Here is a 24,698-nt window from a genome sequence, read left to right as displayed (position 1 = left end):
CATCATTGCTTGGCAGTGCGAAAGGCATGTATTCCAACCCGATACCCGAAGACCATCGCAGGTCCGAGTGTCGCGCCAGGTCCTGGGTAGGAGCCCCTCATGACCGATGCCATGTCATTGCCGCAGGCATAGAGCCCTTCAAGAGGTGCGTCGTTTCCAGTAAGCACCCGACCATCTTGGTCCGTCCTGAGACCCGAACAACTTGCCGCGTCGGCAGGAAAGACCTGTACCGCGCAGAATGGCGGTGCTTTAATCGGCCCCAAGCAAGGATGACGCGCCTTGTCGTCCCCGTTAAACCGACTCACTGCAGTTTCCCCCTTGCAGAACTCGAGGTCGCGGCCCTGTTCTGCGCTTTCGTTCTGTCGTATAACGCTGGCCTCTAGTCCCGCGGAGTCAACCCCGAGCTTCTCCGCCAGCTTTGAGATGGTGGGGGCGGAAACCAGGTATCCCGAGCGCTCAAACGCTCTCAGATTTCGTGTGCCAGGAGGAACGATTCCAATGCCATACTTCTCCACAAACTTGTGGTCGCACACGAGATGCGCCGGTAGGTTGCCGGCCGAGCCCTCCTCATCGCCCAGCATTCCCTCTACAAAGTGGTGATAGGAAGCCCCTTCGTTGACGAAGCGCCTTCCCGCCCTGTTCACTGCGATGAGACCGGGCTTTGCGCGGTCAAGATAGAGATGGGGGAATAGCCGATACCCGCCAGCCCCATCTGGGACGCGGGAGACCGGCTGCCACAAGAAGTCACGCGTTTGGTGCTCGAACTTCGCGCCTACCTCCTGGGCCGCAACCAGGGCGTCCCCGCGCACACTTTGCGGCGTTAGTGAGTCGAATGCGTTCGGGTCTAGTTGCCGGCGAAGGTCGGCGTTGTGTCCAATGCCGCCCGTAGCAAGCACTACGCCGATACGAGCCCTGATGTGTTCGCATTGTCCGGCCGACTCGACGGCAATGGAACTGACGCGATTCCCGGTCTTTTCCAGCTTGAGCAGACGGGTGCCAAAGCGAATCTCAACACCTGCCTTGCGCAAGCCAAGGAGCATCCTGGCTACCAGTGCGTTGCCCATGACAAGCCGGGTGCCCCGCGCGTACGAAAGGCGGTCGCGAACATACCGGCACACAAGCTGAAGTGTTCGGCGAAATGCTGGCCATGACCGGTAGCGCTGTACCAAAGCCTGGACGTCGGACTTGTTCGCCATCATCCCGCCAAGGATTAGGAAGTCTTTTAGCGGAGGGCGAACTCTGTCGAAATCTGCCCCCAGCCGACGGCCGTCGAACTCGACCGGAGACAGCGCCCGGCCGCACCCGGCGGCGCCTGGCAGCTCCAAATAGTCAGGATGTCGGCCAGCGCTCACAAAAGCGAGTTCGCATCGTTCTTCAAGAAATTCGATGGCCGGGCCTGCACTCTCGAAAAATGCCTGTCGACGACCGAGATGGTCGTCAGGGCCAATCAACGCGTCCAGGTATTGCTGGCCAGCTGCGATGCTATCGTCGTAACCGGCTTTCTGACCGTGACGGTTGCCGGGGAGCCAGAGCGTCCCCGCAGACGTCGACGTCGTGCCACCGACTTGGTCTGTCGCCTCGCAAATCAGAACGCTAAGTCCATGATGGGCCGCGGTGAGCGCTGCAGACATGCCCCCCGCTCCAGCGCCACACACCACCAAATCGTATTCAGGCATATTCTGCGAACTTACGAGGAGAGACGCCATTGCAGCAACGCGAACGGCGGACTGGCATCGAGGTGATGCTCGAATACGCCTACGACTTCGGAGCCAATCACGACGTCTTGCATTGGGTCTCCGAGAAGGTTACCCACAAGGCGCACATTCCCCGCGTGTGGCAGTTCAACAAGCACCGCGAGGTACGGGCCATGCCCGTTCAGTGCGTCGTGCGAGGGGTGCCATACGCGTTCCCAGCTATAGATGCGGCCTCGTGGGGCCACCTCTTGCCAGCCGGGGTCGAATTGGTGGCATTGGTGGCAGAGCCACTCTGGACCGAATTGCCAAGTCTCGCAATGCTGGCAGCGTTGGACTAGCAAACGGCCTTCGCGCAAGCCATTCCAGAATGGGGCAGAAAGCCCCTCCGGCTCGGGGACGGGAATGGGGAGGCCTGAAGGCAGGTACGCGATGTCGCTGGTTTCGTGGGTCATTGCGTTGCCTCCTCCGATGCCAGCAATAGATTGCTAACAGGGGTGACCATAGGGCCGCCGATTACGAGCGCCACGTCATTACGCGACACCTGGTTGCATGAGGTGCCACGAATCTGTCGAACTGCCTCCAGCACCAGTTCGAAGCCGTGCATGTAGCACTCGGCGAGGTTGCCCCCGCTAGTGTTGAGCGGAAGCTTTCCCGATGGAGCAATCAGGTTTTCGAGCGCCAGGAACTCATTGGCTTCCTCAGGTTTGAAGAAGCCGTGTTCGGCCAGCGCCATCACCACGCCGCCCGTGAAGTTCTCATAGCTCTGAACGACTCCGACGTCAGCCGGCCCGATGCCGGCCATTCGGAAGAGGTCCGGCGCAACGGTGTCGAAGCTCGCGCTGCCATACAATGGTGAGTTATGCGGAATCGCGCCCGTCCGGTAGCCTGACCCGGAGGCTGCGCCCAAGATGTACGCGGCCTTGCCGCGAAAATCCTTCGCACGCTCAGCAGGAACCAGAATCAGTGCAGCTGCGCCGTCGTTCTCCATGCAGCAGTCGTACAGGTGAAACGGTTCCGCAATCCATCGAGACTGGTCGTACTTCTCTTCGTCCAGTGGCTTGCCGTACATGACCGCCCGCGGATTCGACTGCGCATGGTGATAGGAGGCCAAGGCGATGGCTCGCAGCGCCTCTTGTCGGACGCCGTGGTCATGCATGAACCGACGCACGCGCATGGCGAAGCGCTGAGGTGGGGTCAGGACCCCATAAGGCATCAGGTACGCCTTTTCGCCTGAAATCGTATCAATGCCTGTGGTTCGCCCGAATCTTCCAAACTGGCCTTGGGCGAGAGAACGAAATACGACGACGCAGTCCGCCAGGCCGGCTTGTATCGAGGCGGCACCATTGGCGACGGCACCGCAACAGCCGCCACCGCCACCTCCCCATTGCATGGTGGTAGCACGCAGTCTGGGAATGCCGAGGGCCGCAGCCAGCCGAGAGGGGTCGCTACGGTCATCGCTAAATGACGAGAATCCGTCAATTTCGCGCGGGCTGATTCCGGCATCCTTGCAAGCAGCGAGAATCGCCTGTAGTGCGAGTTTGAACTCGCTGTCGGGTGACTTCCCGTGGCGGTAATACTGGCTTTCGCCGATGCCGATTACCGCAACTTGTCCCTTCAACGTGCGAGTCACGATGCAGATTCCTTCGTCAGTGCGCGATGGTCTTTACCCAACGCGCCGGCGCAGCGAAGCTCTTCGACTTTCCTGTCGTCGTAGCCAAGCACGGCTCGCAGGACTTCAAGTGTGTGTTCCCCAACTGCCGGGGCCGGTGTTGGGTCGACCATGGGCGTATCGCTATAGCGGATGGGCAAGGAGATATTCGGAACCCAGCCGACCTTTGGATGGGGAATTCGGCTCACGATTCGGCTTTCACGCGCCTCTGGTGACCGAATGGCGTCCCCCACGCTACGTACTTCACCGCTTGGGACACCTGCGGCGCGCATGAGACCCTGCCAATGGCTCCAGGGATGCTCGGCAAATGCCTGCTCAAGAACCTCAAACAGCTCTTCTCGGCGTGCTCTGCGCAAATCACCGGTTGCATAGTTCGGGTCCGTTGCCAAGTCCGGCCGGCCGATGACTTGAGTCATCAGCCGCTGAAAGATGCCGTTGTTACCGGAATTGATGTAGAAGGAGCGGTCCCTGGCTTTAAACACACCGGAAGGACACGTATCAGGGCTGGTATTGCCGTGCCGTTGAGGGTCAGCGCCACTGAACAGATGTTGCATCGGGGCGTAACCAGTCATCAGCACTGCGTTGTCGAATAGAGCAATCTCGACCGCTTGCCCCTTGCCAGACTTCTCGCGCGACAGCAAGGCTCCAAGGATGGCATTGCATGCCATCATGGCAGTGCTGATGTCCATCACCGGCGACAATGCTCGAACGCCTTCACGGTCAGCATAGCCGTTCATGGAAACGAAGCCGCTTTCGGCCTGTGCGATTGGGTCGAAGCCAAGGCGGTCGGCATATGCACCGCTTCGGCCATACGCGGAAACCGAACAATAGACGAGGCGCGGATTGCCGACTTTGCAGCTCGCATAGTCAAGGCCGAATCGCTCCATGACACCGGTCGAAAAGTTCTCCACGACGACGTCTGCGCTGGCAATCAACTCCCGCGCCACCTTAAGCCCTTCAGGCGTCTTCAAGTCGATGGCGATGCTTCGCTTGTTACGGTTGGACCACAGAAATGGTGCGCCTTGTCCAAGGTCCGTGTGGACCGGTGGGTACTGGCGAAAATCATCGCCGCGGCCCGGTGCTTCGATTTTGATGACATCTGCTCCCATGTCCGCCAGCATCATCGTGGCGAAAGGACCTGCAATGAAGTGAGTAAAGTCCACCACGCGGAGGCCCTCCAACGCGGTCGGTGCCCCTGCCGGGCGGGGAACATGGGGCGGAAAGTCGGCTTCGAGGTTGTCTAGCATGGCGTGATTTGGCTCAGAGGTGAATGTCGAATTTCGTAAGAACTGGGTTCCATTGACCCACTTCGTCGCGCTCCGCCTGCCCCGGGCTTGTTTTCGACCACGACGGGTTGGCCGAGGTACTCGCGCATTGGCTTCTGAATGATGCGTGCGAGTTGATCTGTGCTGCCGCCGGCGGCGTAGGGAACAACTAGCCGGATGGGTTTTTCTGGGAATTCCTTGGCCAAAGCGAGCGTGGCCAGCAGAAAAAGGGCGAACGAGAGCATTGCACGCAGGTGCGAAGGCCGGGTGCGCATGGTAAGTCTCCTGGTTGGGGGCTGCGGCTCAGGTGGCCGCTTGGGTCAGGTTTCCAGGTAGCTGGACCAGTAAGTTGTCGCCCGGTCCATATGCTGCAGGATTAGGCGTTCTGCCTTCGAAATGTCGCGATTTCGAATGTGCTCGAGCATCTGGCGGTGTTCGCGCGCCGACGCCAGACCTTGCGTCCGGTCCTCGAAAAGAACCGCTCTTCGGCGCGCGGTGAAGCGATAGAAGGCATTGAGGGTGCGAACGAGCACAGAGTTGTGTGCTGCATCGACCACCGCGATATGGAAGTCCGTGTCCATTTCCGCGATGTTCCCGCCAGCTTCGAGAATTGCGTCAGTCCGTGCAAGGATGGCTTCCATGCGGGCCACGTCCTCATCAGTTCGGCGCTGGCAAGCCAAGCTAACGGCGAGCAACTCAAGATGTGCCCGCACTTCCATCGTTTCAGTGACTTCAGTGGGGGTAGGCGTTGCGCCGATGTCGGTCAGCAGCACGAGGGCCTCGAAGCTGCTCTCGCGTGACATGTGACGCAGATAGATGCCGGAATTCGGCCGCGACTCAACCACCCGCAACGTCACAAGAGTCGATAGCGCTTCACGTACAGCATTTCGACCCACGCCAAGACGCTCCGCCAAATCCCGCTCTGAAGGCAAGCGGTCTCCTGGCTGCAGACGCCGGTCCTGTAGATATGCCAGGATGCCGGCGATAACATTCGAGCCGGCGCTAGGTCGGGATTCAGCGGTGGCTTCTTGTACGTTGGTCATGATGTGGTTTCCATTGTCCGTTCTGAGCCCTGTAGCCTGCCATCAAAGGTCGAGCACCAGCGTCTTGGAGCGGGCGCCGGAGCAGCAAACCATGATGGACTGGTTGGCTTGCTTCTCCTCGTCGCTGAGAAAGTCGTCTCGGTGGTCTGCCTGGCCGTCGATAATTCCAGTTCGGCAGCTCCCGCACACGCCGTTGCAGCAGGAATAGGGCACTGTCACGTCATTATCCAACAGCACGTCGAGGATGGTCTTCCCGGGTTCGACGCGTAACCTCGAGCCACTCTTGTGAAGAACCACGTCGAAACCGCCTTCCATGGCCGCCTGTTGCGTGGCAGAGAAGCGTTCATAGTGAACCGTGGCGGGGTTCCTTGCTTGGGTAGCTGCCAGGAAGTCGTCAATCATCCGTGTGGGGCCGCAGCAATACACGTGCGTGGTTTGAGCAAGCGTGGCCACAGTGGCGCTGATATCCAGCCGCTGACCCGGTTCGGAGTCATGGAAGTGGCAGACGCGCCCACGTCCTGCGTCGATTCGCCGAAGCTCCTCGGTGAATGCGGTCTCCTTATGAGAACGACTGGCGTACATCAGTCTCCACTCGCGCCCAATCGCGTCGAGCCTGCGAATCATTGGCAGCACGGGCGTGATGCCAATTCCGCCGACGAAAAATATGGCGCTTGAGGCACATTCGTCGAGAGGGAAATCGTTTTGGGGTGCCGTGGCCCACAACGTGTCGCCGACGCGAAGCTTGTCATGGGCCCAACGTGAGCCACCTCGGCCGTCGGGTTCGCGCTGAACTGCAACACGGTAATACGCAGGGTCCGCCGCTGCTGCATTTGCGAGGGAATAGCTGCGGACCATACCCGGCTGGAGATGCAGGTCGATGTGCGCGCCAGGGTGGAAGCCTGGCAGGGACCTGTCGTCAGCGGAAACAAAGTCAAACGAAGAGATTCTCTCTGCTTCGAAGGTGATTCGCTTCAAGCGAATTTCAATCAGCGAGGTGTTCATGCTCATATCCAGTACTACGCGTCAGGGGGTGTAGCCAAAGTCCTTGCCCGGCTCTGCGCGCATGACGTCTTCGCCCAGCTTCATCCAGTCTCCGCCAAGGGGAATCGTCAGCGATACTGCCCGCCAACGGAAAGCGCCCGGCACGTTGCTTGAGAGAGGGCGTTCGCCGGAAGCAGCCAGTTTCTTTACTGCCTCAAGCAGCACACGTCGAGTCCGGGCTACTCCGGTGTCGCTAGTGCCGAGGTGTTCTTTGCTACGGTCGAAAATCGGCGTCACGCCCGACTGGCAAGCTGCATCCTGAATCCACAGGCCCGGCATGCCGGAGTTGTACTTGTCCATCTGGAGCTGATAGTCGAATTGGTAAGCGTTGCTGCGGTTGTAGCGGCTCCAGTACGTGTGATACGGCTCAGTGACCGGACGCTTCTCAAATGCGACTTCTGAATGATGTCCCGTCTCGCGCCCGTTGTGCCCTTCCTTGAAAAGCTTGCGCGTCTTCTCATAGAACGGCTTGGCTGGGTGGTACGAGAACATCAGGCATAGCGTGTGCTCGTCATCGATAGGAACCCACGCATGGCCGCTCAGTTCGGGAAACTGGGATTGCGGGGGTACCAGCGTCCAGAAGGGCATGAGGAACTGATTGACGCGCACATAGTTGGCACCATCCGGGGTCTTACGTCGGGCTCCGATGCTGACGCCGGCATCGTGCTGCACGCACTCGAACGTTGGGCTCAAATCCTGCGCCTGGCGCCATTGATTGATCACGCCACCCTCTCCGACACGGCCGTGGAGGATGGCGGCATGCGCGGAATCAATCTCGCCTTCGAGCGCCTGCAGCCAGTTGCACTCCTGTACGCGCATGGAAATTGCGACTTGCTCCTCAGGCACCATGTTCCATTCCACTTCTGGAAGCTCCGGGGCATTCTCGGCGTCGGCGCCCATGTAAGCCCACAGGACGCCATTGCGCTCCTTGACAGGGTAAGCCTTGATTTTCATGCGCTTGCACATCGGGCTGTCTGCCGGCTCGCAAGGCATCTCTTTGCACTGTCCGCTCACTTCGAACTTCCAGCCGTGATAGACGCAACGCAAGCCTTCGTCCTCGTTACGAGCGAACACCATCGGTGCTCCGCGGTGGGGGCATGCGTGGTCCACCAAACCTACTTTCCCGCTGCTGTCCCGGAATGCGACCAGGTCCTCACCGAGCAGCCGCACACGGTAAGGTTGGCCACCAGGCGTTACCTCAGAAGACTTGAGAAAGGGAATCCAGTACAGCCGCATCAGCGTGCCCATGGCCGTCCCCTGGCCGACGCGCACCAGCAGTTCGTTGTCTTCGCGAGAAAGCATGTGAGGTCCTTTTTTGGTAGTCCAATCTGGTAGGGCCAATTGTAGAGCCGTAGGGGTATCAATAAATCAGTACTAACCCTGATCTCCCAGCCAACTGCATGGTGCCGGGGTTTCATCTGCGCAGGCACTCGTCACATTGCGAAGCTGCCGGCCATAAAACGCACGTCAAACTGACCTTAGGGATTGCCCGAATATCGCTCGTTACGACAACTTTTCTATAGTGCACCTACCAAAGTGGTCCCACCACACAGATTCGGAGACAAAATGGAAGCGTCCTCAGCCCCCATGCGCCCCTCACTCGAGGCCACAAGCAGTGAAAGTGCCGATAAAGCCTCAGGCGACGCCATTGTCAGGAAGGTCGGTCGGCGCCTGATGTGGTACGTAATTGCGCTGTACGTCGTTTCGGTGCTGGACCGCGGCAATTTGGGATTTGCATCGTTCTCAATGAACAAGGACCTTGGCCTTACTCCGCAGATGTACGGAATCGGCGTGGGCATCCTGTTCCTCGGATACTCCCTGTTTGAAGTACCCAGCAATCTGGCTCTCGCCCGATTCGGGGCGCGCATCACGTTGACGCGTATCGCGATGCTGTTTGGCGTGGTCACCATGTCGATGGCATTCGTGACAGGCCCACATAGCTTCTACCTCGTCCGCGGCCTGCTCGGCATGGCAGAAGCGGGACTCACTCCCGGCGTCTTTCTGTTTCTCAGCTACTGGATTCCGCAGAGTTACCGCGCCCGTTACAACGCCGCTTTCACATACGCGGTTCCGTCGGCATACATCCTGGCGTCGCTCGTGTCCGGAGCCATTCTGCAGCTCGACGGTGCCCTCGGAGTGCCGGGGTGGAAGTGGCTGTTCATACTTGAGGGGCTGCCGGCGGTGCTACTCGGCGTGATTGGTATCTTCTACTTGACCGACAGGCCTCATCAGGCGAAATGGTTGAGCCCATCCGAACGCGAATGGCTGCAGGCCCAAATCGACCGCGAGACAACTGTCCACCATGAAAAGTCCGCGAAGCTTGGGCAGTTACTGCGTCGTCCGGTTCTTTGGATTCTGGCTATCGGTTACATCGGAATCTTTTGCGGCAACGCCACGCTCGGCATATGGCTGCCACAAATCATGCACGGGCACGGCGTCAATCTCTCGGTTATCGGCTTTGTCTCCGCAGTACCACCGCTTGCAGGTGTTGTGGGTATGACGTACTTGTCTCGCCGTTCCGACAAGATGAAAGAGCGTGTGTGGCACGCAGTCGCCTGCATGCTTTTGGCAGCGGCCGGCTTCGGCATGGTGGCAGCTTCTCGCGGCGCAGCAACCGCTCTCGTCGGATTCATGCTGGCGAACATCGGCGTTTACTCGTCCCTGGCAATTTTCTGGTCCATCCCTCAGACATACCTGTCCGCAAAGGTCAGGCCCGCTGCCATCGCCTTGATCAGCTCCTTTGGGGCCTTGTTCGGCGGTTGGCTTGCGCCAATGTACATCGGTAGGGTACAAGGCCTCTTTCATAGCCTGCCAATGGGCATGGCAATCGTCGCGGTGCTTATGCTCTTTTCGTCGTTGTGCGTTGGTGTTGCAGGCAACCGCCTGGTGAAAGGATAAACCGCCGGCTTGCCACAACTATGCAAGGTGTTTGAAGAAGGGCCGGCATGATGGTTGGGACTGAACTGCGCTTCGGTGCGTCAACACTGAAACTCCGCTCGGAATAGCCGATTGGGGAGTCGAGAACAGCACCTTGGCGTGATACGCGGCGATGCCCGTATTGATCTGACAGCCAGTGAATGGGCGTTGCTCGAAGCGCTGATCCAGCATCCAGGGATGATTGTGTCGAAGGCGCGGCTCGAAGAGCGCCTCTATTCCTTCAGTGAAGAGATTGGAAGCAATGCCATCGAGGTCCATATGAGCCGGTTACGTGAGAAGCTCGGCGCCGATGCCGTCTTCGAGACCCCGTGCGGGCTCGGCTACCGGTTCAGGCGGGACTGACTATGGGCGCTGGTGGCAGGCTTGGTCGTGCTGTCCTGTGCAACGGCGGCGGCTTCGTTCTACGTGCTGCGCCGCGAAGTCGATCGCGTGTCGGACAGCGCGCTGCAGCAGACGGCCCAGCGCCTGCTGCCGCTGGCCATCATGCACATCCTCGGGCGCGATGCGGAGGGCGATGCTGGCAGCAGTAGCCGCATCGCAGCCGTACTTGCGCTCGACGAGTTGCTGACCTACGTGGTCCGTGACGACCAGGGCAAGCTGCTGCTGCAATCGCACGATGCCGATGCGGCCGTCTTTCCGCCCGGCGTGGCCCCGGGTTCCGCATCCACGACATCGCACAGGATTCACACCGAACCGGGGCTGCGGGGGACAGTCTCCCTGACCATCGCCGAGCCGCTCGCCACGCGCAAGCGGGCACAGGTCGAGGCGGCACTTGCCGTTGCCAAGGTCCTAGTCCTTTAAAAAAAACCGCCACGTCCGCAGAGACCCGATACCAAGCATTCCTCATTGCCGGCGGGCTTGAGCATATTATTCCTCCATTTAAACTTGTATAGGAATGAACTTGCAATTTCTGGTGAAACGAAACCGCGGTTCGCACGCCTGTGCTCCTGGCACATTCATATCATGGATACATCTGTCGACGCCAAGGAGCCTGCCATGCCAACCGGATCGCCACCGATTTCCGCACGTTCCGCAGTTTCACCTTTTCTCTCCCTGTCCGTCACACCGCTCGACCAGCTGGCGCTCGACATCGAGGCCAGCTTCGCCGACTGCGCGCGGATGGTAGCCAGCCACATCGCGGCCCATCTGCAAGACACAGACGCGCTGCTTGCTACGCTGCCGCCGGGCGCGCTGCTTGGCAAACCGGACACCTATGCTCGCCACCTTGTCCATGTCGATCCACTGGGCCGCTTCTCGGCGATGGTATTGGTCTGGCGACCGGGCCAGTCGAGTCCGATTCATGGCCACCGGACCTGGTGCGCCTACCGGGTGCTGCGTGGCACGCTGCGCGAGCAGCACTACCAATGGGACCCCGCCAGCCAGCGAGCGAAATTAACCAACACAGTCGTGCGAGAAACCGGCAGCACCGTGAGCGCACCCCATGGCCTACAGCATATCCATGCGCTAGGCAATGCCAGCGACGACATCGCGCTCTCCTTGCACCTCTACGGCGTGCATCGCGACCACATTGCCACCGGCGTAAACCTCGTGGTACAGACAGCGGACGCTTAGCACGCACTGGCGCTAGCTCTACCGTGCGCGGGTAACCGCTCGATCCTGACATAGCCCCCCTAATGGACATGGACCGCTACGACAAACAAATCCTTGCCATCCTGCAGGAAGACGCCACCGTCCCCGTGGCCGAAATCGGGGAGCGCGTCGGCCTGACCTCGACGCCGTGCTGGCGCCGCATCCAGAAACTGGAAGAGGCCGGCCTGATCCTCAAGCGCGTTGCGTTGCTGGACGCGGACAAGCTGAATGCCGGCGTCACGGTCTTTGTCTCGGTGCGCACCAGCCAGCACAACCTGAAATGGATCAGCCAGTTTCATGGGTTAATGGCATCGATCCCGGAGGTGACCGAGCTTTACCGCATGGCAGGGGACACCGACTACCTGTTGCGTGTGGTAGTGCCGGATATCGCCGCCTACGATCGAGTCTACAAGAAGCTGATCCAAGGGGCGGAGCTGGCCGACGTCAGCTCCAGCTTTGCGATGGAACAGATCAAGTACACCACGGCGCTACCGTTGGACTACGCGTAGTCAGGTGCCCGTCATCCCCGACCGACGTGCAGCCAGCCGCTATTCATCCGCACCCGGCTTCATGTACCTCGGATGCACTGAACCGCTGCCTGTAGTATCAGATCGCATTCAGCGGAACTTTGACGTAGCGGACGCCGTTGTCCTCCGCGGGCGGAAATCGGCCGGCGCGCATGTTTATCTGCACAGAAGGCAGCATCAGTGCCGGCATGGCCAAGCCCGCGTCGCGAGCCTGGCGCATGGCAACGAAGGTAGCCTCATCGATGCCGTTGCGCAGATGGATGTTGTGCTCGCGCTGTTCGGCTACCGTACTGATGAAGCGTAGCTCACGGCCTCCCGGCTGATAGTCGTGGCACGTGTACAGGCGAGTCTCCGGCGGCAGGCTCAGTACCTTCTTGATGGAGTGGAAAAGCGCTCGCGCATTGCCGCCAGGGAAATCGCAGCGCGCTGTTCCGTAGTCCGGCATGAACAAGGTATCGCCGACAAAGGCTGCCGTTTTCCGCCCGTCATTGACGACATAGGTCATGCAGGCCGGAGTATGTCCAGGTGTATGGAGAGCCTGGACCTGCAGGCCACCGATCACGAAGGTCTCGCCATCTTCCAGCAGACAGTCGAACTGCGTGCCATCCCGGGCAAAGCTGCCGCCCGTGTTGAATAAGGCTCCGAAGACGCGCTGCACGGCGGTGATGTGGCGGCCGATGGCCAGCGTTCCGCCGAGCGTGCGCTGCAGATAAGGGGCAGCCGAGAGGTGATCGGCATGCACATGGGTCTCCAGAATCCATTGCACCCGTACGTCGAGTTCGCGCACGCGGGCCACGAGCCTGTCGGCGCTGACGGTCGAAGTGCGGCCGGTCCCCGGATCGTAGCCCAGCACGCTGTCGATGATCGCGCATTGGCGGCTCGATGCGTCCAGCACCATGTAGCTGATGGTCCGAGTATCGGGATCGAAGAAGCCTTCGACCTGAAGTGCGGAGTTCGAGCACATCTTCGCTTCCTCAAGCGGTCCCTCAAAGTCAGGCCAGGAATGGTCTTTTCGGCTCATTTCGCTATCGGGCACACCACCGGCAGTTTAAAGGCCTGAACTTCCGGCGGCTCACCCTCCGACCATGGCGCGATCTCGACCAGCGCGGAAAGGGCGCTGGATGCCTGCGCCAGACTGGAGGTACCACGGTCCATCGTCAGAACGTTGGGATTGCCATGGCGTTCGAGCAGACTGTCGCTCGCATCGAACCAGGCGCCGGTAGCCATCACCACGACACCGCGCATCAGCGCATCATCCAGGCATGCACCGGCCAGACATGCGCCGCGCTCATTGAACACACGCACAATATCGTTCTCCATAATGCCGCGTTCGGCAGCATCCAGCGGATGCATGTGGATCGCCTGCCGGCCCCGGACCTTCATGGCCATGGAGTGGCTGCCGGCGTCCAATTGGGAGTGCAGCTTGTCCGGCGGCTGGGATGTAATGAGGTGCAAAGGCCAATGCCGGGCAGCCGCACCACCAAGCCATTCAGCAGGCGGGAGCCAGGCAGGGTGCGGTGGGCAGTCCTCATAACCGAACTCTCCAACGCGGTGGGAGTAGAGCTCAATCTTGCCGCTGGGTGTCTTCAGGGGATGCGTCTGCGGATCGGCACGGAAATCCGAGAGCAGCACGAAGGGCGCGCTCGGCTCCGGAAGTTCGGTGTACCCCTGCTCCCAGAACTGTTCAAACGGCGGCGCGTCGAAGCCCGCATCGACCCAGTGCGCCGCCATGCTGTCGTAGATGTGGCGGATCCACCCGAACTCGTCACGGCCTCCGCTGAACGCGGGCTCGCAACCGGCGCGCAGCGCCAGATCACGGTAGATGTCAAAATCGTTGCGGCTGCTGAACTGGGGCGGCAGCGCCTGGTGCATCGCCAGCACGTAACGGTCCCTTGACGAGCCGCCAATGTCATTGCGTTCCAACGTCGTCGTGGCCGGCAGGACAATGTCTGCACGTCGTGCGGTGGGAGTCCACCAACTGTCATGCACCACGATGGTCTCCGGCACCTGCCATGCACGTGCCAGCCGGTTCAGGTCCTGATGGTGGTGGAAAGGATTGCCACCCGCCCAATAGACCATGCGGATATCCGGATATATACCTTCGCGGCCATTGAAATCGTAGCGATCCCCTGGACTCAGCAGCATATCCGATATTCGCGCCACGGGGATCGAGCTGTTCGCAGGATTGGTGCCGGCACTCATCTCCGGTGCTGCAACCTCGGGCCGAGGTGTTCCGGCGCCGTTGATGGAGCCATGTCCGAACGCGAAACCACCCCCCGGAAGGCCGATCTGACCAAGCATGGCCGCCAGTGCGATGCAGGCCCAGTAGGGTTGCTCGCCATGGTGAGCCCTCTGCAACGACCAGGTGCAGTTCATCAGCGCGCGATGGCTGGCGGCCTCGGTGGCCAGGTCGACGATTGTCTGGGCAGGAACGGCGCAGATCGATTCCGCCCATTGGGCGTCCTTGGCCTGACCGTCTTCGCGGCCCAGCAGATAGGCCGCGAAAGCGTCGAAGCCCTCGCAATAGCGGGAGACAAACCGCGCGTCATGCAGGCCGCGCGAAAGCAGCGTATGCGCCATGCCCAGCATCAGCGCGGTATCGGTGTTCGGCCGGATCGGCACCCACCGGGCCTTCAAGCCGTCGGGCATATCTGCTCGAGTAGGGCTGACGACGACGAAGCGCACACCGGAACCTTTTGCGCGCTCGATCCACTGGTGCGAGCTATGCAGGCCCGCTCCTCCGGAGGTGATCTGTGTGTTGCGCAGCGGAATGCCGCCAAAGGCGATGAACAGCTGCGTGTGCTCAAGGATGCTACGCCAATCGGTCACCCTTCCGGTTACCGGCGCGTAGGTACCGATCACGTGTGGCAGCAGGAATTGGGCGGCGCCCCAGCTATAGTTGCCGGCCTGCGTAGTGCATCCGCCACTGGCGAACAGAAAGCGATGCGTCAGCGTGCGGGCATGATGCAAGCGGCCTGCAGATGACCAGCCATACGAGCCGCCGAAGATCGATGCAGGGCCATGGGTGGCGCGCACCCGTGCCAACTCGCCTGCCACAAGGTCCAGGGCAGTGTCCCAGTCCACCTCGACGAAGTCATCTGTACCCTGCCGGCTGCGGTTTGCCCGCTCTCGGTCGCGGAGCCATCCGCGCCGTACTGCCGGTCGCTGGATGCGCAATTCAGAATGCACCATCCCCGGCATCGACCGAAGGATGGGTGAAGGGGCGCTGTCGTACGGAAACGGCTCACACTCAACGAGCTTCCCGTTCTCTACTACCGCCGTGTATGCGCCCCAGTGCGAAAGGGTCGGAAATCGGGTAGTGGTCACGGTAGGAAATAGATGCGGGTGTGGTCAAAGGGAAGCGCCGTTGTCATTTTGATCTCCTCGGCTGGATTGCAGGCGTTTATATCGAATAACTCAAACACTCACGATTGTGTTCGCAGGAAAGGAAAAATTTTTCTTTTTTTGGACTGATGTACCCCCAAAAAGAAATTAATTTGCTCTGGCGGTTTCCCTATGCTGATCGAAATTCCAGCGGCAATCACAAACATGAAGGCCGCACAGTACAGCCATGGAGATCCGATGAAGGAAAGCACCAAGTTAGTAAGTGCCGGCCGCCACCCAGAGCGCTTCGGCGGCGTCGTCAACACCCCGATCTTCAGGGCATCGACCATCCTCGCGGGGTCGATGGCCGAATGGGAAGAGATGAAACGCGCTCGCGCCGCGGAAGAACCGGGGGCAACTACCTATGGCCGCTATGGCACACCCACGACCCATGCGCTGGAAGAAGCCATTGCCGCTCTCGAGGGCGGATATCGATCACTCGTCTTTCCGTCCGGCCTTGCCGCGATCAGTACTGCGCTAACTGCACTACTGTCCGCAGGTGACCACATCCTTGTGACCGACAGCGCCTACTCGCCAACGCGCGCCTTTCTGGAGCGAGTGATGACGCGTTTCGGTGTCGAGGTCGAGACCTACGATCCCGTTGGCGGCAAGTCGATCCAAGAGTCATTGCGGCCCAACACACGTGTCGTATATGTCGAATCGCCCGGGTCCGAGACGTTCGACATCCAGGACATTCCCGCCATCTCCGCTGCGGCACATAAGCACGGTGCTTATGTGGTCATGGATAACACCTGGGGGACGCCGCTTTACTACAAGCCCTTCGCGCACGGGGTCGACGTATCGATCCAGGCCGCCACGAAGTACATCGTGGGTCATTCCGATGCGATGCTCGGCGTGGTCACCTGCAATCGAGACACCTGGGCGCAGGTCAAACAGACTACCCAGGACATGGGGCAGACCGCCGGCCCGGATGACATTTATCTGGCACTGCGCGGTTTGCGTACGCTGGAGGTCAGGCTGCAGCGTCACTGGGAATCCGGGCTGCGTGTCGCCCAATGGTTGGAGCGGCAGCCGCAGGTCGAAGCGGTTTTGCATCCCGCCCTGCCCTCCCATCCGGGACACGCGCTCTGGAAGCGTGATTTCACCGGTGCATGCGGCCTCTTCTCGGTGGTGCTGCGAGCGAGTTCAAAAGCTTCGCTCGAAGCCTTCGTGGACGCCCTTGAGCATTTCGGCGTGGGTGTTTCCTGGGGCGGCTATGAAAGCCTGGTGATCCCTTTCACGCCAGGCAAGGGATGTACCGGCGCTCGCTGGCCCTACCAAGGGCAGGCCGTGCGTCTGCACGTGGGCCTCGAAGATCCGCAGGATCTCATCGACGATCTCCAGCGAGGCCTGCTGGCGCTCTCTGCGCGTGAATCCCGAGCACAAAATAAAGAAGCCTGCGCTGACCAGGCCTGCTCGACCTGAAGAACAGAATTGCTTCGTCAGTTTGATTCCTAGCTGCAATTACACCTATCTGACTTAACAACGGAGACATGACATGAGCAAGATGAAGATTGAAGGGTCCTTTGTCGCCCTCATCACCCCCTTCAACAAGGACGGCAGCACCGACTTCGGTGCCTTTCGTGAGTTGCTGAAGTTCCAGGAGGACAATGGCACTGCAGCGGTGCTGATTATGGGGTCCACCGGTGAAGTCTCAATGCTTTCGCAAGCAGAGCGCCAGGCCATCATTGGCGAGACCGCAAAGATGAAGACCGGGAAGATGAAGCTGTTCTATGGCTGCACCGGTAACAACACCGAGGCAACCAAGGACTATCTCTCCTTTGCCAAAGCCAACGGCGCGGATGGTGCCATTCTGGCAGCGCCTTCTTACATCTGCGCATCGGAGGCCGACATCGAGCGCTACTTTCTCGACGTCGCCGACGCGACTGACCTGCCGCTCGGCATCTACAATAACCCGCCTCGGGTAAAGACCGATCTGCATTGGGACAGCCTGCTGCGCATCTTCAAGCATCCCAACTATGTCGTCCACAAAGAATCAACCACGCGCGTGGGACAAGTGGCACAGGTGCTGCGCGGTGCGCCGGATGTCTCCGTGATGTGCTGCGACTCGCCCAACCTGGGACTAGTCGTCCCGACGATGAGCCTGGGCGGCCACGGCACGGCAAACATGACAGGCAATATTGCACCTGCAGAGCTGGCGCTGATTTCCCGGCCCTGGACATCGGCGGACGTCTCCGTCAGCTTCCGCAGCGCATACCTGCGAAACCTGCAATTGCTGCATTACGCCTACTCGGCAATCAACCCGGTTGCCATCAAGTCGCTGATGAAAGCGGTCGGGCTGCCTGCTGGCGACCTGCGCAAGCCCCTCACCGGCCTGGAAGGGGCGCCGCTCCTCAATGGCCTTCGGATCATCAAGGAACTCGAGCTCGATCAGAAGTACGGCTGGTCCTCGCCCATGCTCAAGGCAGCTTGAACCGCAACGGGAGAAGCCAATGGATCTAAGCATCGCTGGGCGCCATGCTCTCGTCTTCGGCGGGAGCAAGGGCATGGGGCGCGCTTGCGCGCATCAGTTAGCCTCGGAAGGGGTACATGTCGTCATTGCCGCGCGCACCGAGAGCACACTGGCCGCGGCATCGGAGGAAATCGCTCGTGCGACTGGCGGCGTCGTCAGCTACGTGGTGGCGGACATCACCAAGGACGATGGACGAGAAGCTGCGCTTGCGGCGTGCCCTGCTCCGGACATCCTGATCAACAACGCGGACGGTGCGCCTCCGGGGGATTTTCGTCAGTGGACACCGGCGGACTGGCATGCTGCCATCGATTCCATGATGCTTGGGCCGATCGATATGATTCGGCGCGTGGTCGACGGAATGATAGAACGCCGCTTCGGCCGCATCGTCAATATTGTCTCGCGCAGCGTGAAGACGCCGCAGCTGGAACTGGGCTTGTCCAACGGCGCGCGTTCCGGCCTCGTCGGTTTTGTCGCGGGCCTCGCGCGCCAGACGGTGGGCCACAACGTCACGATCAACAACCTGCTCCCGGGCGTGTTCGCGACCGATGCACAGCGCCATCACATCGAAGGTATGCTGGAATCGACAGGCAAGACCTTCGAGCAGCTCTGGCGCGAACGCGGAACTAACAACCCGGCTGGCCGCTACGGTCGCCCAGAAGAGCTTGGTGCGCTCTGTGCCTTCATCTGCTCAGAACAGGCGAGCTATATCTGTGGCCAGAGCATCCTGATTGACGGCGCCGCCTACCCCGGCACCTTCTGACACGAGGCTTCGTCGAAGCCCATCCGTTGCAGCGCGGCTCTCCGCAGGTCCCCACTTTGAAGAAAGTGGTGACCTGCCTCCCTTGATCTTCAAACAAGCTGATTCAGGTATGCGACTACACCATTCTCGCTTGACCCGCGCACGCCACGTCCTCGGTGTGCGCATAGGCGTCACACTCCTGGCGACCTTTATGGCATTGGGCGTGGCCAGAGCACAGTCCAACGCCGACCACCCCTATCCGTCCCGTCCAATCACCATCGTCGTGCCGCATGCACCTGGCGGCTCGGTAGACGGCCTGGCGCGCGTTTTTGCGATGAAGCTCGGTGAAGAGCTAAAGCAATCGGTCATTGTCGACAACCGGCCGGGTGCTTCCGGCCTGGTCGGGGCCGGCATCGTTGCGCGCTCGGCGCCGGACGGCTATACGCTCTACATCAACGCGTCGATCCACAACATCAATCCGATGCTCTATCGGAAAACGATCAAGTTCGACGCGGTCAAGGATTTCACGGCTGTCAGCATGCTGGCGCAAGGGGCTCTGATCTTCAGCGTGAATCCGCAAGTGCCGGCAAAGTCTGCGCGGGAGCTCGCGAGCGCGGTCAAGGGGAATCCAAAACAGTACAACTTTGCCACGAGCGGCAACGGTTCGGCCGGTCACCTGGCGTTGTCTCAGTATATGTATGACAGCGGCATCGCGGATCTGCAGGTACCCATTGCCTTGTACAAGGGCGGCGGGCCCGCACTGGCCGACCTGATGGGGGGGCAAGCCCAGGCGATGATGGATCCGATGCTTTCGTCACTGCCAAGTGTCAAGGCCGGCAAGCTTCGTGCAATTGCGGTCACAGGGCGCACGCGCAGCCCATTGCTGCCCGATGTCCCGACCATGCAGGAGGCGGGATACAAGGACTTCGAATTCTATTCGTGGTACGGCCTGTGGGCACCGGCGAAGCTGCCCAACGAGATTCGGAAGACGCTTGATACGGTATCCGCGAGGATCATGGCAGCGCCAGACCTCAAGACTCGCCTGACCGGACTGGGATTCGAGAGCGCTTACAAGAATGGCAGCGACTTCGAGAAGTATATCGACAGCGAAACCAAGCGATATCGCACGATCATCGATCGGGCGCACATCACCGCCGATTGAATCATTGGAACGAAGGCAGGAGATATGCGCGTCCTAGTGCTTGGTGCCGGCGTTGCCGGCGTATCCGTCGCCTATCATCTGTGGCGCGACGGCCATGAGGTGACAGTGCTGGACCGGGAAGCTGGTCCGGGGCAAGGAAGCAGCTTTGGCAACGCCGGCGGTCTTTGTCCCGGCTTTGCCGGCCCCTGGGCGGCCCCCGGGATGCCGGGAAAGGTATTGCGCATGGCTCTGCAAAGGCATGCGCCGGTCCGCTTCTCCGTCCGGCCGGATGTCGAGCGCTTGCTCTGGGTGGCAAAGTGGCTCGACGAATGCAAGGCGGCGCGCTTTCGCATCAACAAAGCGCGCATGCAGCGCGTAGCGCACTACAGCATGCGCTGCATGCAGGAACTGATCGACCAGGTGCCAGGCCTCTCATTCGACTATCACAGCAGTGGCACGCTGCAATTGCTCGAGACCGACCAGGAGCTCGAGTTGGCACAGCTGGCCTCCAAGACGCTGGATTCGTTCCATGTGCCATGGCGCATGATGGGCCGGGACGAAGCCGTTTCGCTCGAACCCTCTCTACAGGCGGGAGACTCGACATGGAAAGGCGCGCTCTATCTTCCAGGGGATGCGTCGGGGGACAGTTCCAGGTTCTGCATCGGTCTTGCCGGCTACATCGCCAGTCACGGTGTCTCATTTCACTACGGCGTTTCCGCAACACGGCTCGTTCAAGTCGGCGGCCGCCTTACCGGAATTGAAGTCACGAATGGCGGGAAAAGAGAGCAGTGGGAGGCTGATGCTTGCGTAGTAGCCCTGGGCTGCCAGGCGTCTGCGCTCCTCTCGACGGTGGGCTTGCGGATTCCCGTGTATCCCCTGAAGGGGTACTCGATCACGATCCCGATCACGGATGCAGAGGCGGCTCCCCGCATGGCGATCATGGACGAGCACCACAAGATCATGCTTACCCGTCTTGGAGACAAGTTGCGTGTTGCGGGGATGGCCGAGCTCGTCGGATACGATCTGACGCTTCATCCCGCTCGTGCAGAGTTGCTGTCAAAGCTGACACGGCGGCTCTTTCCGCGAGGACTCGACTTTTCCGCTGCCTCGCCGTGGGCCGGACTCCGTCCGATGACGCCAGATGGGCCGCCGATCCTTGGCGCGACACCATTGAAGGGCCTGTACCTGAATGCAGGCCACGGATCAAATGGCTGGACGCAGGCCTGCGGGACCGGCCGCCTGGTTGCCGACGCGGTATCGGGCAGACCGCCGGCGATCGACATGGACGGACTAACAGCCGAGCGCTTCGGTATGAAGACTTGGGCTTGAACCGGTTTGCCCAGGCTGAGCATTTCCTGTCCGTGGCTGGATCCTTCATATCGGGGATGTCTTCTGACAAAGCGCAGTCAACGCATGCGTTGCCGCCGGCTCAAGGCCCGTCAAGGCCGCCCATGGCAACGGCAGCAGCGTTCAAGCCGGCTCCATCCATGGTTGCACTCATGGGGAAGCAGACGGCGGAACGTGCGTTACACAAGCACTGGCGCGACTTGACCTTCGCTGGCACTTTCCCGAGCGAACGTAACACCCCGCAAACGAGCGCCGATCTGCGCGCATTCGACCTGTATCCGATGCCACGGGCACCGAAGGCGCTCACATGCGGGTGCTCCGCGGCATCCGTACTTCGATCCGCAGGAAGTCGGGAACGTGGGGGCTCGGATTAAAAAAACGAGAGGAGAACGATGAAAACAGATGGGAAGTACTTGGTTGCGGCAGCGATGGGCAGTCTGCTCACTGGTGCGGCAGAGGCACAGTCCAGCGTCACGCTGTATGGTGTCATGGATGCCGGCATCGAATATGTCAGCCATGCCGGCGTGGACGGCTCCGGCTCGGCATACCGCGTCACATCCGGAAATGCGGCCGCTTCACGGTGGGGGCTGCGCGGCAGTGAGGATTTGGGTGGAGGCGTGAGCGCAATCTTCGTTCTCGAGAGCGGCTTCTTCGCGGATACCGGCATGGTTGGACTCGGCGGCCGCCTGTTCGGCCGGCGAGCTTTCGTCGGTATCGCGGGTCCTTGGGGCCAGGTGACTCTTGGGCGTCAGAACAATACCTTGTTCGACTTCTTTATTCCCTTTGACACGAACCGCTATGCACCCTACTCCGTGCTTGCCCACGATGCGCAATTCGCAGGCCGGGCTGACAATGCGATCAAGTACACCGGAGATTTCGGCAACCTGACGATCAGCGGGCTCTATAGCGCTGGATACGAGTCAACCATTTCCGGAGGCAGCGAAGTCCCGGGTGTACCGCGCGTCGGTCAGGAAATCGGGGCGGGAGCGTCCTATACGGCCGGCAAGCTCGGAATGGCTTTCGTCTATGACCAGCGCCGTGGCACATCGGTAGCCAGTGCCGGAAACGTGGAACGTCGCTATGCTGCAGGACTTATTTACACCAGCGGCCCCTTCACCGCAATGGCCGGCTATCGCTTCCTGCAAAGCGGACTTGTCAATCCCGCAATCCGCTCCAATCTCTATTGGTTGGGGGGGGCCTACGCGATGAAGCCCGCGCTGACGCTACGCGCCGGAATATACCGTACGGATGTGCGCGCCTCAGATGACGATGCCATCAGCTACACGCTGCAGCTTGCCTACAACCTGTCGAAACTCACGGAAGTCTACCTCAACGCTTCCTACATGGACAACAAGGGGCGCTCAACGCTAGGCGTGGCAAGTGCGACCAAGACTGCGCAGGGTGTTGGACAGACCGGCGTCGCAGCCGGAATCAAGCACATCTTCTAGGTATCGGAGGGCACGGCGGGTGAGCTGCGCATCGCCGCCGTGCCCGGTTGGCAGCAGAACCGAGCAAAACCCATGTCAGTCGCGATGCATTGCCTGAGGCGAGGCAATTGAGAGCGCCCATTCCAAGGGTACGGGCCGTGCGCGCATCGAGGCAGTTGAAAAGTAGAGGAGAAATAGATGTACATCGGCATCCCGCAGGAGACGCGGGCCGGCGAGACTCGCGTCGCCGCCACCCCGGAAACCGTCAAGAAGTACGTCGCCCAGGGCCACAAGGTGGTGGTCCAGGCTGGCGCCGGCGTGCGCGCCAGCCAGCCGGACAGCGCGTATGAGGCAGTTGGCGCCACCATCGGCAGCGCCGCCGACGCCCTCGGCGCGCAACTGGTGCTCAAGGTGCGCGCGCCTGAGCCGGCCGAGCTGGCGCAGATGAAGCCGGGCGCCGTGCTGGTGGGTATGCTCAACCCCTTCGACGCCGAGAACAACGCGCGCATGTCCGCCGCGAGCATCACCGCCTTTGCCCTGGAGGCCGCGCCCCGCACCACGCGCGCGCAGAGCATGGACGTGCTGTCGTCGCAGGCCAACATCGCCGGCTACAAGGCCGTGCTGGTGGCGGCGCACCATTACCAGCGCTTCATGCCGATGCTGATGACCGCCGCGGGCACCGTCAAGGCCGCGCGCGTGCTGATCCTCGGCGCCGGCGTGGCGGGCCTGCAGGCCATCGCCACGGCCAAGCGCCTGGGCGCCGTGATCGAGGCTTCCGATGTGCGCCCCGCCGTCAAGGAGCAGATCGAATCGCTGGGCGGCAAGTTCCTCGATGTGCCGTTCCTGACCGACGAAGAGCGCGAGATCGCGCAGGGCGTGGGTGGCTACGCGCGCCCGATGCCGCCGGACTGGATGAAGCGCCAGGCCGAGCTGGTGCACCAGCGCGCGACCCAGGCCGACATCGTCATCACCACCGCGCTGATCCCCGGCCGCAAGGCCCCCACGCTGCTGCAGGAAGCGACCGTGCAGCAGATGAAGCCGGGCTCGGTGGTGGTCGACCTGGCCGCCGCGCAGGGCGGCAATTGCCCGCTGACGGTGGCCGATGAAGTGGTCGAGCGCCACGGCGTCATCATCATCGGCCATACCAACCTGGCCAGCATGGTGGCGGCCGATGCCTCGGCGCTTTATGCCCGCAACGTGCTGGACTTCCTGAGGCTGGTCATCGACAAGGATGGCCACTTCGTGCTCAGCAAGGACGACGACATCGTCGCGGCCTGCCTGATGACCGGACAAGACGAGTTGGCGCTGGCCAGCTAAGCGCATTTAAGGAGACGTTCATGGAACTGGTGAACCACACGGTGATCAACCTGATCATCTTCGTGCTAGCGATCTACGTGGGCTACCACGTGGTCTGGACGGTAACGCCCGCCCTGCACACCCCGCTGATGGCCGTGACCAATGCGATCTCGGCCATCATCATCGTCGGCGCCATGCTGGCGGCCGGCCTGACCGAGGGCGCGGTGGGCCGCACCATGGGCACGCTGGCGGTGGCGCTCGCCGCGGTCAACGTGTTCGGCGGCTTCCTGGTGACCCAGCGCATGCTGGAGATGTTCAAGAAGAAGGAACCCAAGGCCAAGGCCGGCAAGGGCCATGAGGAGGGCGCCAAGTGAGCATGAACCTCGTCACCCTGCTCTACCTGCTGGCCTCGGTCTGCTTCATCCAGGCGCTCAAGGGCCTGTCGCACCCCAGCTCCGCACGGCGCGGCAACGCCTTCGGCATGATCGGCATGGCCATCGCCGCCGTCACCACGCTGGTGCTGATCGCCAAGCTCAAGAACGAGTTCCTGGCCATCGGCGCCGGCCAGTCGTCGGTGGCCGAAGGCATGGCGCTGATCTTCGGCGCGCTGGTGGTCGGCGGCGGTATCGGCGCCGTCGTGGCGAAACGGGTCGAGATGACCAAGATGCCCGAACTGGTGGCCGCCATGCACTCGCTGATCGGTATGGCCGCGGTCTGCATCGCGGTCGCCGTGGTGGCCGAGCCGTCGGCCTTCAGCATCACGCCGCCGGGCTCGCACGATATCCCGCTGGGCAACCGCATCGAACTGTTCATCGGCTGCTTCGTCGGCGCCATCACCTTCTCCGGTTCGGTGATCGCCTTCGGCAAGCTGTCGGGCAAGTACAAGTTCCGCCTGTTCCAGGGCGCACCGGTGTCCTTCGCCGGCCAGCACATGCTGAACCTGCTGCTGGCGGTGGCCATGATTGGCTTCGGCGCCATCTTCTGCCTGTCGCAGGCCTGGCTGCCCTTCCTGCTGATGCTGGCGATCGCCTTCGTGCTGGGGGTGCTGATCATCATCCCGATCGGCGGCGCGGACATGCCGGTGGTGGTGTCGATGCTCAACTCGTACTCGGGCTGGGCGGCGGC

Annotated in this window: 22 protein-coding genes and 2 pseudogenes; 14 read left to right on the top strand and 10 right to left on the bottom strand. The window is 61.1% G+C overall.

Going from position 1 to position 24,698, the window contains the following annotated elements; translation table 11 throughout:
• Nucleotides 1-2: 2 nt before the first annotated feature.
• Genes AC3FOF_RS42430 through AC3FOF_RS42395 form a run of 8 tightly spaced genes read right to left on the bottom strand, consistent with a single transcriptional unit; the run spans nucleotide 3 to nucleotide 8,014 of the window.
• The gene (locus AC3FOF_RS42430; protein ID WP_488730084.1) at nucleotides 3-1,676 is read right to left on the bottom strand and encodes an FAD-dependent oxidoreductase; all 1,674 of its coding nucleotides are present in this window, start codon (nucleotides 1,674-1,676) and stop codon (nucleotides 3-5) included.
• An 11-nt stretch (nucleotides 1,677-1,687) separates the two neighbouring features.
• On the bottom strand, nucleotides 1,688-2,146 hold the full coding sequence (locus tag AC3FOF_RS42425) for a Zn-ribbon domain-containing OB-fold protein (protein ID WP_488730083.1): 459 nt from the start codon (nucleotides 2,144-2,146) through the stop codon (nucleotides 1,688-1,690).
• A complete protein-coding gene (locus AC3FOF_RS42420) occupies nucleotides 2,143-3,324 on the bottom strand; it encodes a thiolase C-terminal domain-containing protein (protein WP_488730082.1) in 1,182 nt (393 codons plus the stop codon). The genes AC3FOF_RS42425 and AC3FOF_RS42420 overlap by 4 nt, the downstream gene beginning before the upstream one ends.
• Nucleotides 3,321-4,610 (bottom strand): CaiB/BaiF CoA transferase family protein, encoded by a 1,290-nt coding sequence (locus AC3FOF_RS42415; protein ID WP_488730081.1) that lies wholly within the window; start codon nucleotides 4,608-4,610, stop codon nucleotides 3,321-3,323. The genes AC3FOF_RS42420 and AC3FOF_RS42415 overlap by 4 nt, the downstream gene beginning before the upstream one ends.
• A complete protein-coding gene (locus AC3FOF_RS42410) occupies nucleotides 4,604-4,903 on the bottom strand; it encodes a tripartite tricarboxylate transporter substrate-binding protein (RefSeq protein WP_488730080.1) in 300 nt (99 codons plus the stop codon). The genes AC3FOF_RS42415 and AC3FOF_RS42410 overlap by 7 nt, the downstream gene beginning before the upstream one ends.
• A 45-nt stretch (nucleotides 4,904-4,948) precedes the next feature.
• Nucleotides 4,949-5,671, bottom strand: coding sequence for a FadR/GntR family transcriptional regulator (locus AC3FOF_RS42405; RefSeq protein ID WP_035806502.1), 723 nt, complete (start codon nucleotides 5,669-5,671; stop codon nucleotides 4,949-4,951).
• 42 nt (nucleotides 5,672-5,713) lie between these two features.
• Nucleotides 5,714-6,673 (bottom strand): PDR/VanB family oxidoreductase, encoded by a 960-nt coding sequence (locus tag AC3FOF_RS42400; RefSeq protein ID WP_488730079.1) that lies wholly within the window; start codon nucleotides 6,671-6,673, stop codon nucleotides 5,714-5,716.
• Between the two features lie 21 nt (nucleotides 6,674-6,694).
• Complete coding sequence (locus tag AC3FOF_RS42395; protein WP_488730078.1) at nucleotides 6,695-8,014, bottom strand: Rieske 2Fe-2S domain-containing protein; 1,320 nt, start codon at nucleotides 8,012-8,014, stop codon at nucleotides 6,695-6,697.
• A gap of 264 nt (nucleotides 8,015-8,278) precedes the next feature.
• Here AC3FOF_RS42395 and AC3FOF_RS42390 point away from each other — a divergent pair, with 264 nt between their 5' ends.
• From AC3FOF_RS42390 to AC3FOF_RS42370, 5 genes and pseudogenes are all read left to right on the top strand, one after another.
• Nucleotides 8,279-9,610 (top strand): MFS transporter, encoded by a 1,332-nt coding sequence (locus AC3FOF_RS42390; protein WP_276264016.1) that lies wholly within the window; start codon nucleotides 8,279-8,281, stop codon nucleotides 9,608-9,610.
• 138 nt (nucleotides 9,611-9,748) lie between these two features.
• Nucleotides 9,749-9,991, top strand: a pseudogene (locus AC3FOF_RS42385) (winged helix-turn-helix domain-containing protein); the annotation flags it as partial.
• Between the two features lie 9 nt (nucleotides 9,992-10,000).
• A pseudogene (locus AC3FOF_RS42380) lies at nucleotides 10,001-10,447 on the top strand (two-component sensor histidine kinase); the annotation flags it as partial.
• A gap of 198 nt (nucleotides 10,448-10,645) precedes the next feature.
• Nucleotides 10,646-11,221 carry a cysteine dioxygenase family protein gene (locus AC3FOF_RS42375; protein ID WP_488730077.1) on the top strand — a complete coding sequence of 192 codons (576 nt, stop codon included), beginning with the start codon at nucleotides 10,646-10,648 and terminating at the stop codon, nucleotides 11,219-11,221.
• A 68-nt stretch (nucleotides 11,222-11,289) separates the two neighbouring features.
• Entirely contained in the window at nucleotides 11,290-11,748 is a 459-nt protein-coding gene (locus tag AC3FOF_RS42370) for an Lrp/AsnC family transcriptional regulator (protein ID WP_276264018.1), read from the top strand.
• A 97-nt stretch (nucleotides 11,749-11,845) separates the two neighbouring features.
• On the opposite strand, the gene AC3FOF_RS42365 is transcribed toward AC3FOF_RS42370, so the two are convergent.
• Nucleotides 11,846-12,730, bottom strand: coding sequence for an MBL fold metallo-hydrolase (locus tag AC3FOF_RS42365; protein WP_488730089.1), 885 nt, complete (start codon nucleotides 12,728-12,730; stop codon nucleotides 11,846-11,848).
• A gap of 53 nt (nucleotides 12,731-12,783) precedes the next feature.
• Nucleotides 12,784-15,093 (bottom strand): molybdopterin guanine dinucleotide-containing S/N-oxide reductase, encoded by a 2,310-nt coding sequence (locus AC3FOF_RS42360; RefSeq protein ID WP_488730076.1) that lies wholly within the window; start codon nucleotides 15,091-15,093, stop codon nucleotides 12,784-12,786.
• A gap of 255 nt (nucleotides 15,094-15,348) precedes the next feature.
• Between AC3FOF_RS42360 and metC the strand changes: the two genes are divergently transcribed.
• The 9 genes from metC to AC3FOF_RS42315 form a co-directional block, all read left to right on the top strand.
• Nucleotides 15,349-16,575, top strand: a complete 1,227-nt coding sequence (metC, locus tag AC3FOF_RS42355; protein ID WP_488730088.1) for a cystathionine beta-lyase — start codon at nucleotides 15,349-15,351, stop codon at nucleotides 16,573-16,575.
• 73 nt (nucleotides 16,576-16,648) lie between these two features.
• Nucleotides 16,649-17,584 (top strand): 4-hydroxy-tetrahydrodipicolinate synthase family protein, encoded by a 936-nt coding sequence (locus tag AC3FOF_RS42350; RefSeq protein ID WP_488730075.1) that lies wholly within the window; start codon nucleotides 16,649-16,651, stop codon nucleotides 17,582-17,584.
• A gap of 19 nt (nucleotides 17,585-17,603) precedes the next feature.
• A complete protein-coding gene (locus AC3FOF_RS42345) occupies nucleotides 17,604-18,383 on the top strand; it encodes an SDR family oxidoreductase (protein WP_017224586.1) in 780 nt (259 codons plus the stop codon).
• A gap of 190 nt (nucleotides 18,384-18,573) precedes the next feature.
• Nucleotides 18,574-19,524, top strand: coding sequence for a Bug family tripartite tricarboxylate transporter substrate binding protein (locus AC3FOF_RS42340; protein ID WP_488730074.1), 951 nt, complete (start codon nucleotides 18,574-18,576; stop codon nucleotides 19,522-19,524).
• Nucleotides 19,525-19,548: 24 nt separating this feature from the next.
• Complete coding sequence (locus AC3FOF_RS42335) at nucleotides 19,549-20,832, top strand: D-amino acid dehydrogenase (protein WP_488730073.1); 1,284 nt, start codon at nucleotides 19,549-19,551, stop codon at nucleotides 20,830-20,832.
• Between the two features lie 410 nt (nucleotides 20,833-21,242).
• Nucleotides 21,243-22,298 carry a porin gene (locus tag AC3FOF_RS42330; RefSeq protein ID WP_488730072.1) on the top strand — a complete coding sequence of 352 codons (1,056 nt, stop codon included), beginning with the start codon at nucleotides 21,243-21,245 and terminating at the stop codon, nucleotides 22,296-22,298.
• Nucleotides 22,299-22,475: 177 nt separating this feature from the next.
• Nucleotides 22,476-23,594 carry a Re/Si-specific NAD(P)(+) transhydrogenase subunit alpha gene (locus AC3FOF_RS42325; RefSeq protein WP_488730071.1) on the top strand — a complete coding sequence of 373 codons (1,119 nt, stop codon included), beginning with the start codon at nucleotides 22,476-22,478 and terminating at the stop codon, nucleotides 23,592-23,594.
• Nucleotides 23,595-23,614: 20 nt separating this feature from the next.
• Complete coding sequence (locus AC3FOF_RS42320) at nucleotides 23,615-23,947, top strand: NAD(P) transhydrogenase subunit alpha part 2 (RefSeq protein WP_488725478.1); 333 nt, start codon at nucleotides 23,615-23,617, stop codon at nucleotides 23,945-23,947.
• A gap of 2 nt (nucleotides 23,948-23,949) precedes the next feature.
• Nucleotides 23,950-24,698, top strand: a 749-nt coding sequence (locus AC3FOF_RS42315) for an NAD(P)(+) transhydrogenase (Re/Si-specific) subunit beta (RefSeq protein WP_488725674.1), incomplete at its 3' end; no start/stop codon positions are given.

The organism is Cupriavidus sp. 96C5-1, from assembly GCF_057798855.1.
The sequence above is the reverse complement of the archived record's forward strand: the minus strand, read 5'-3'. Positions and strand labels throughout refer to the sequence as shown.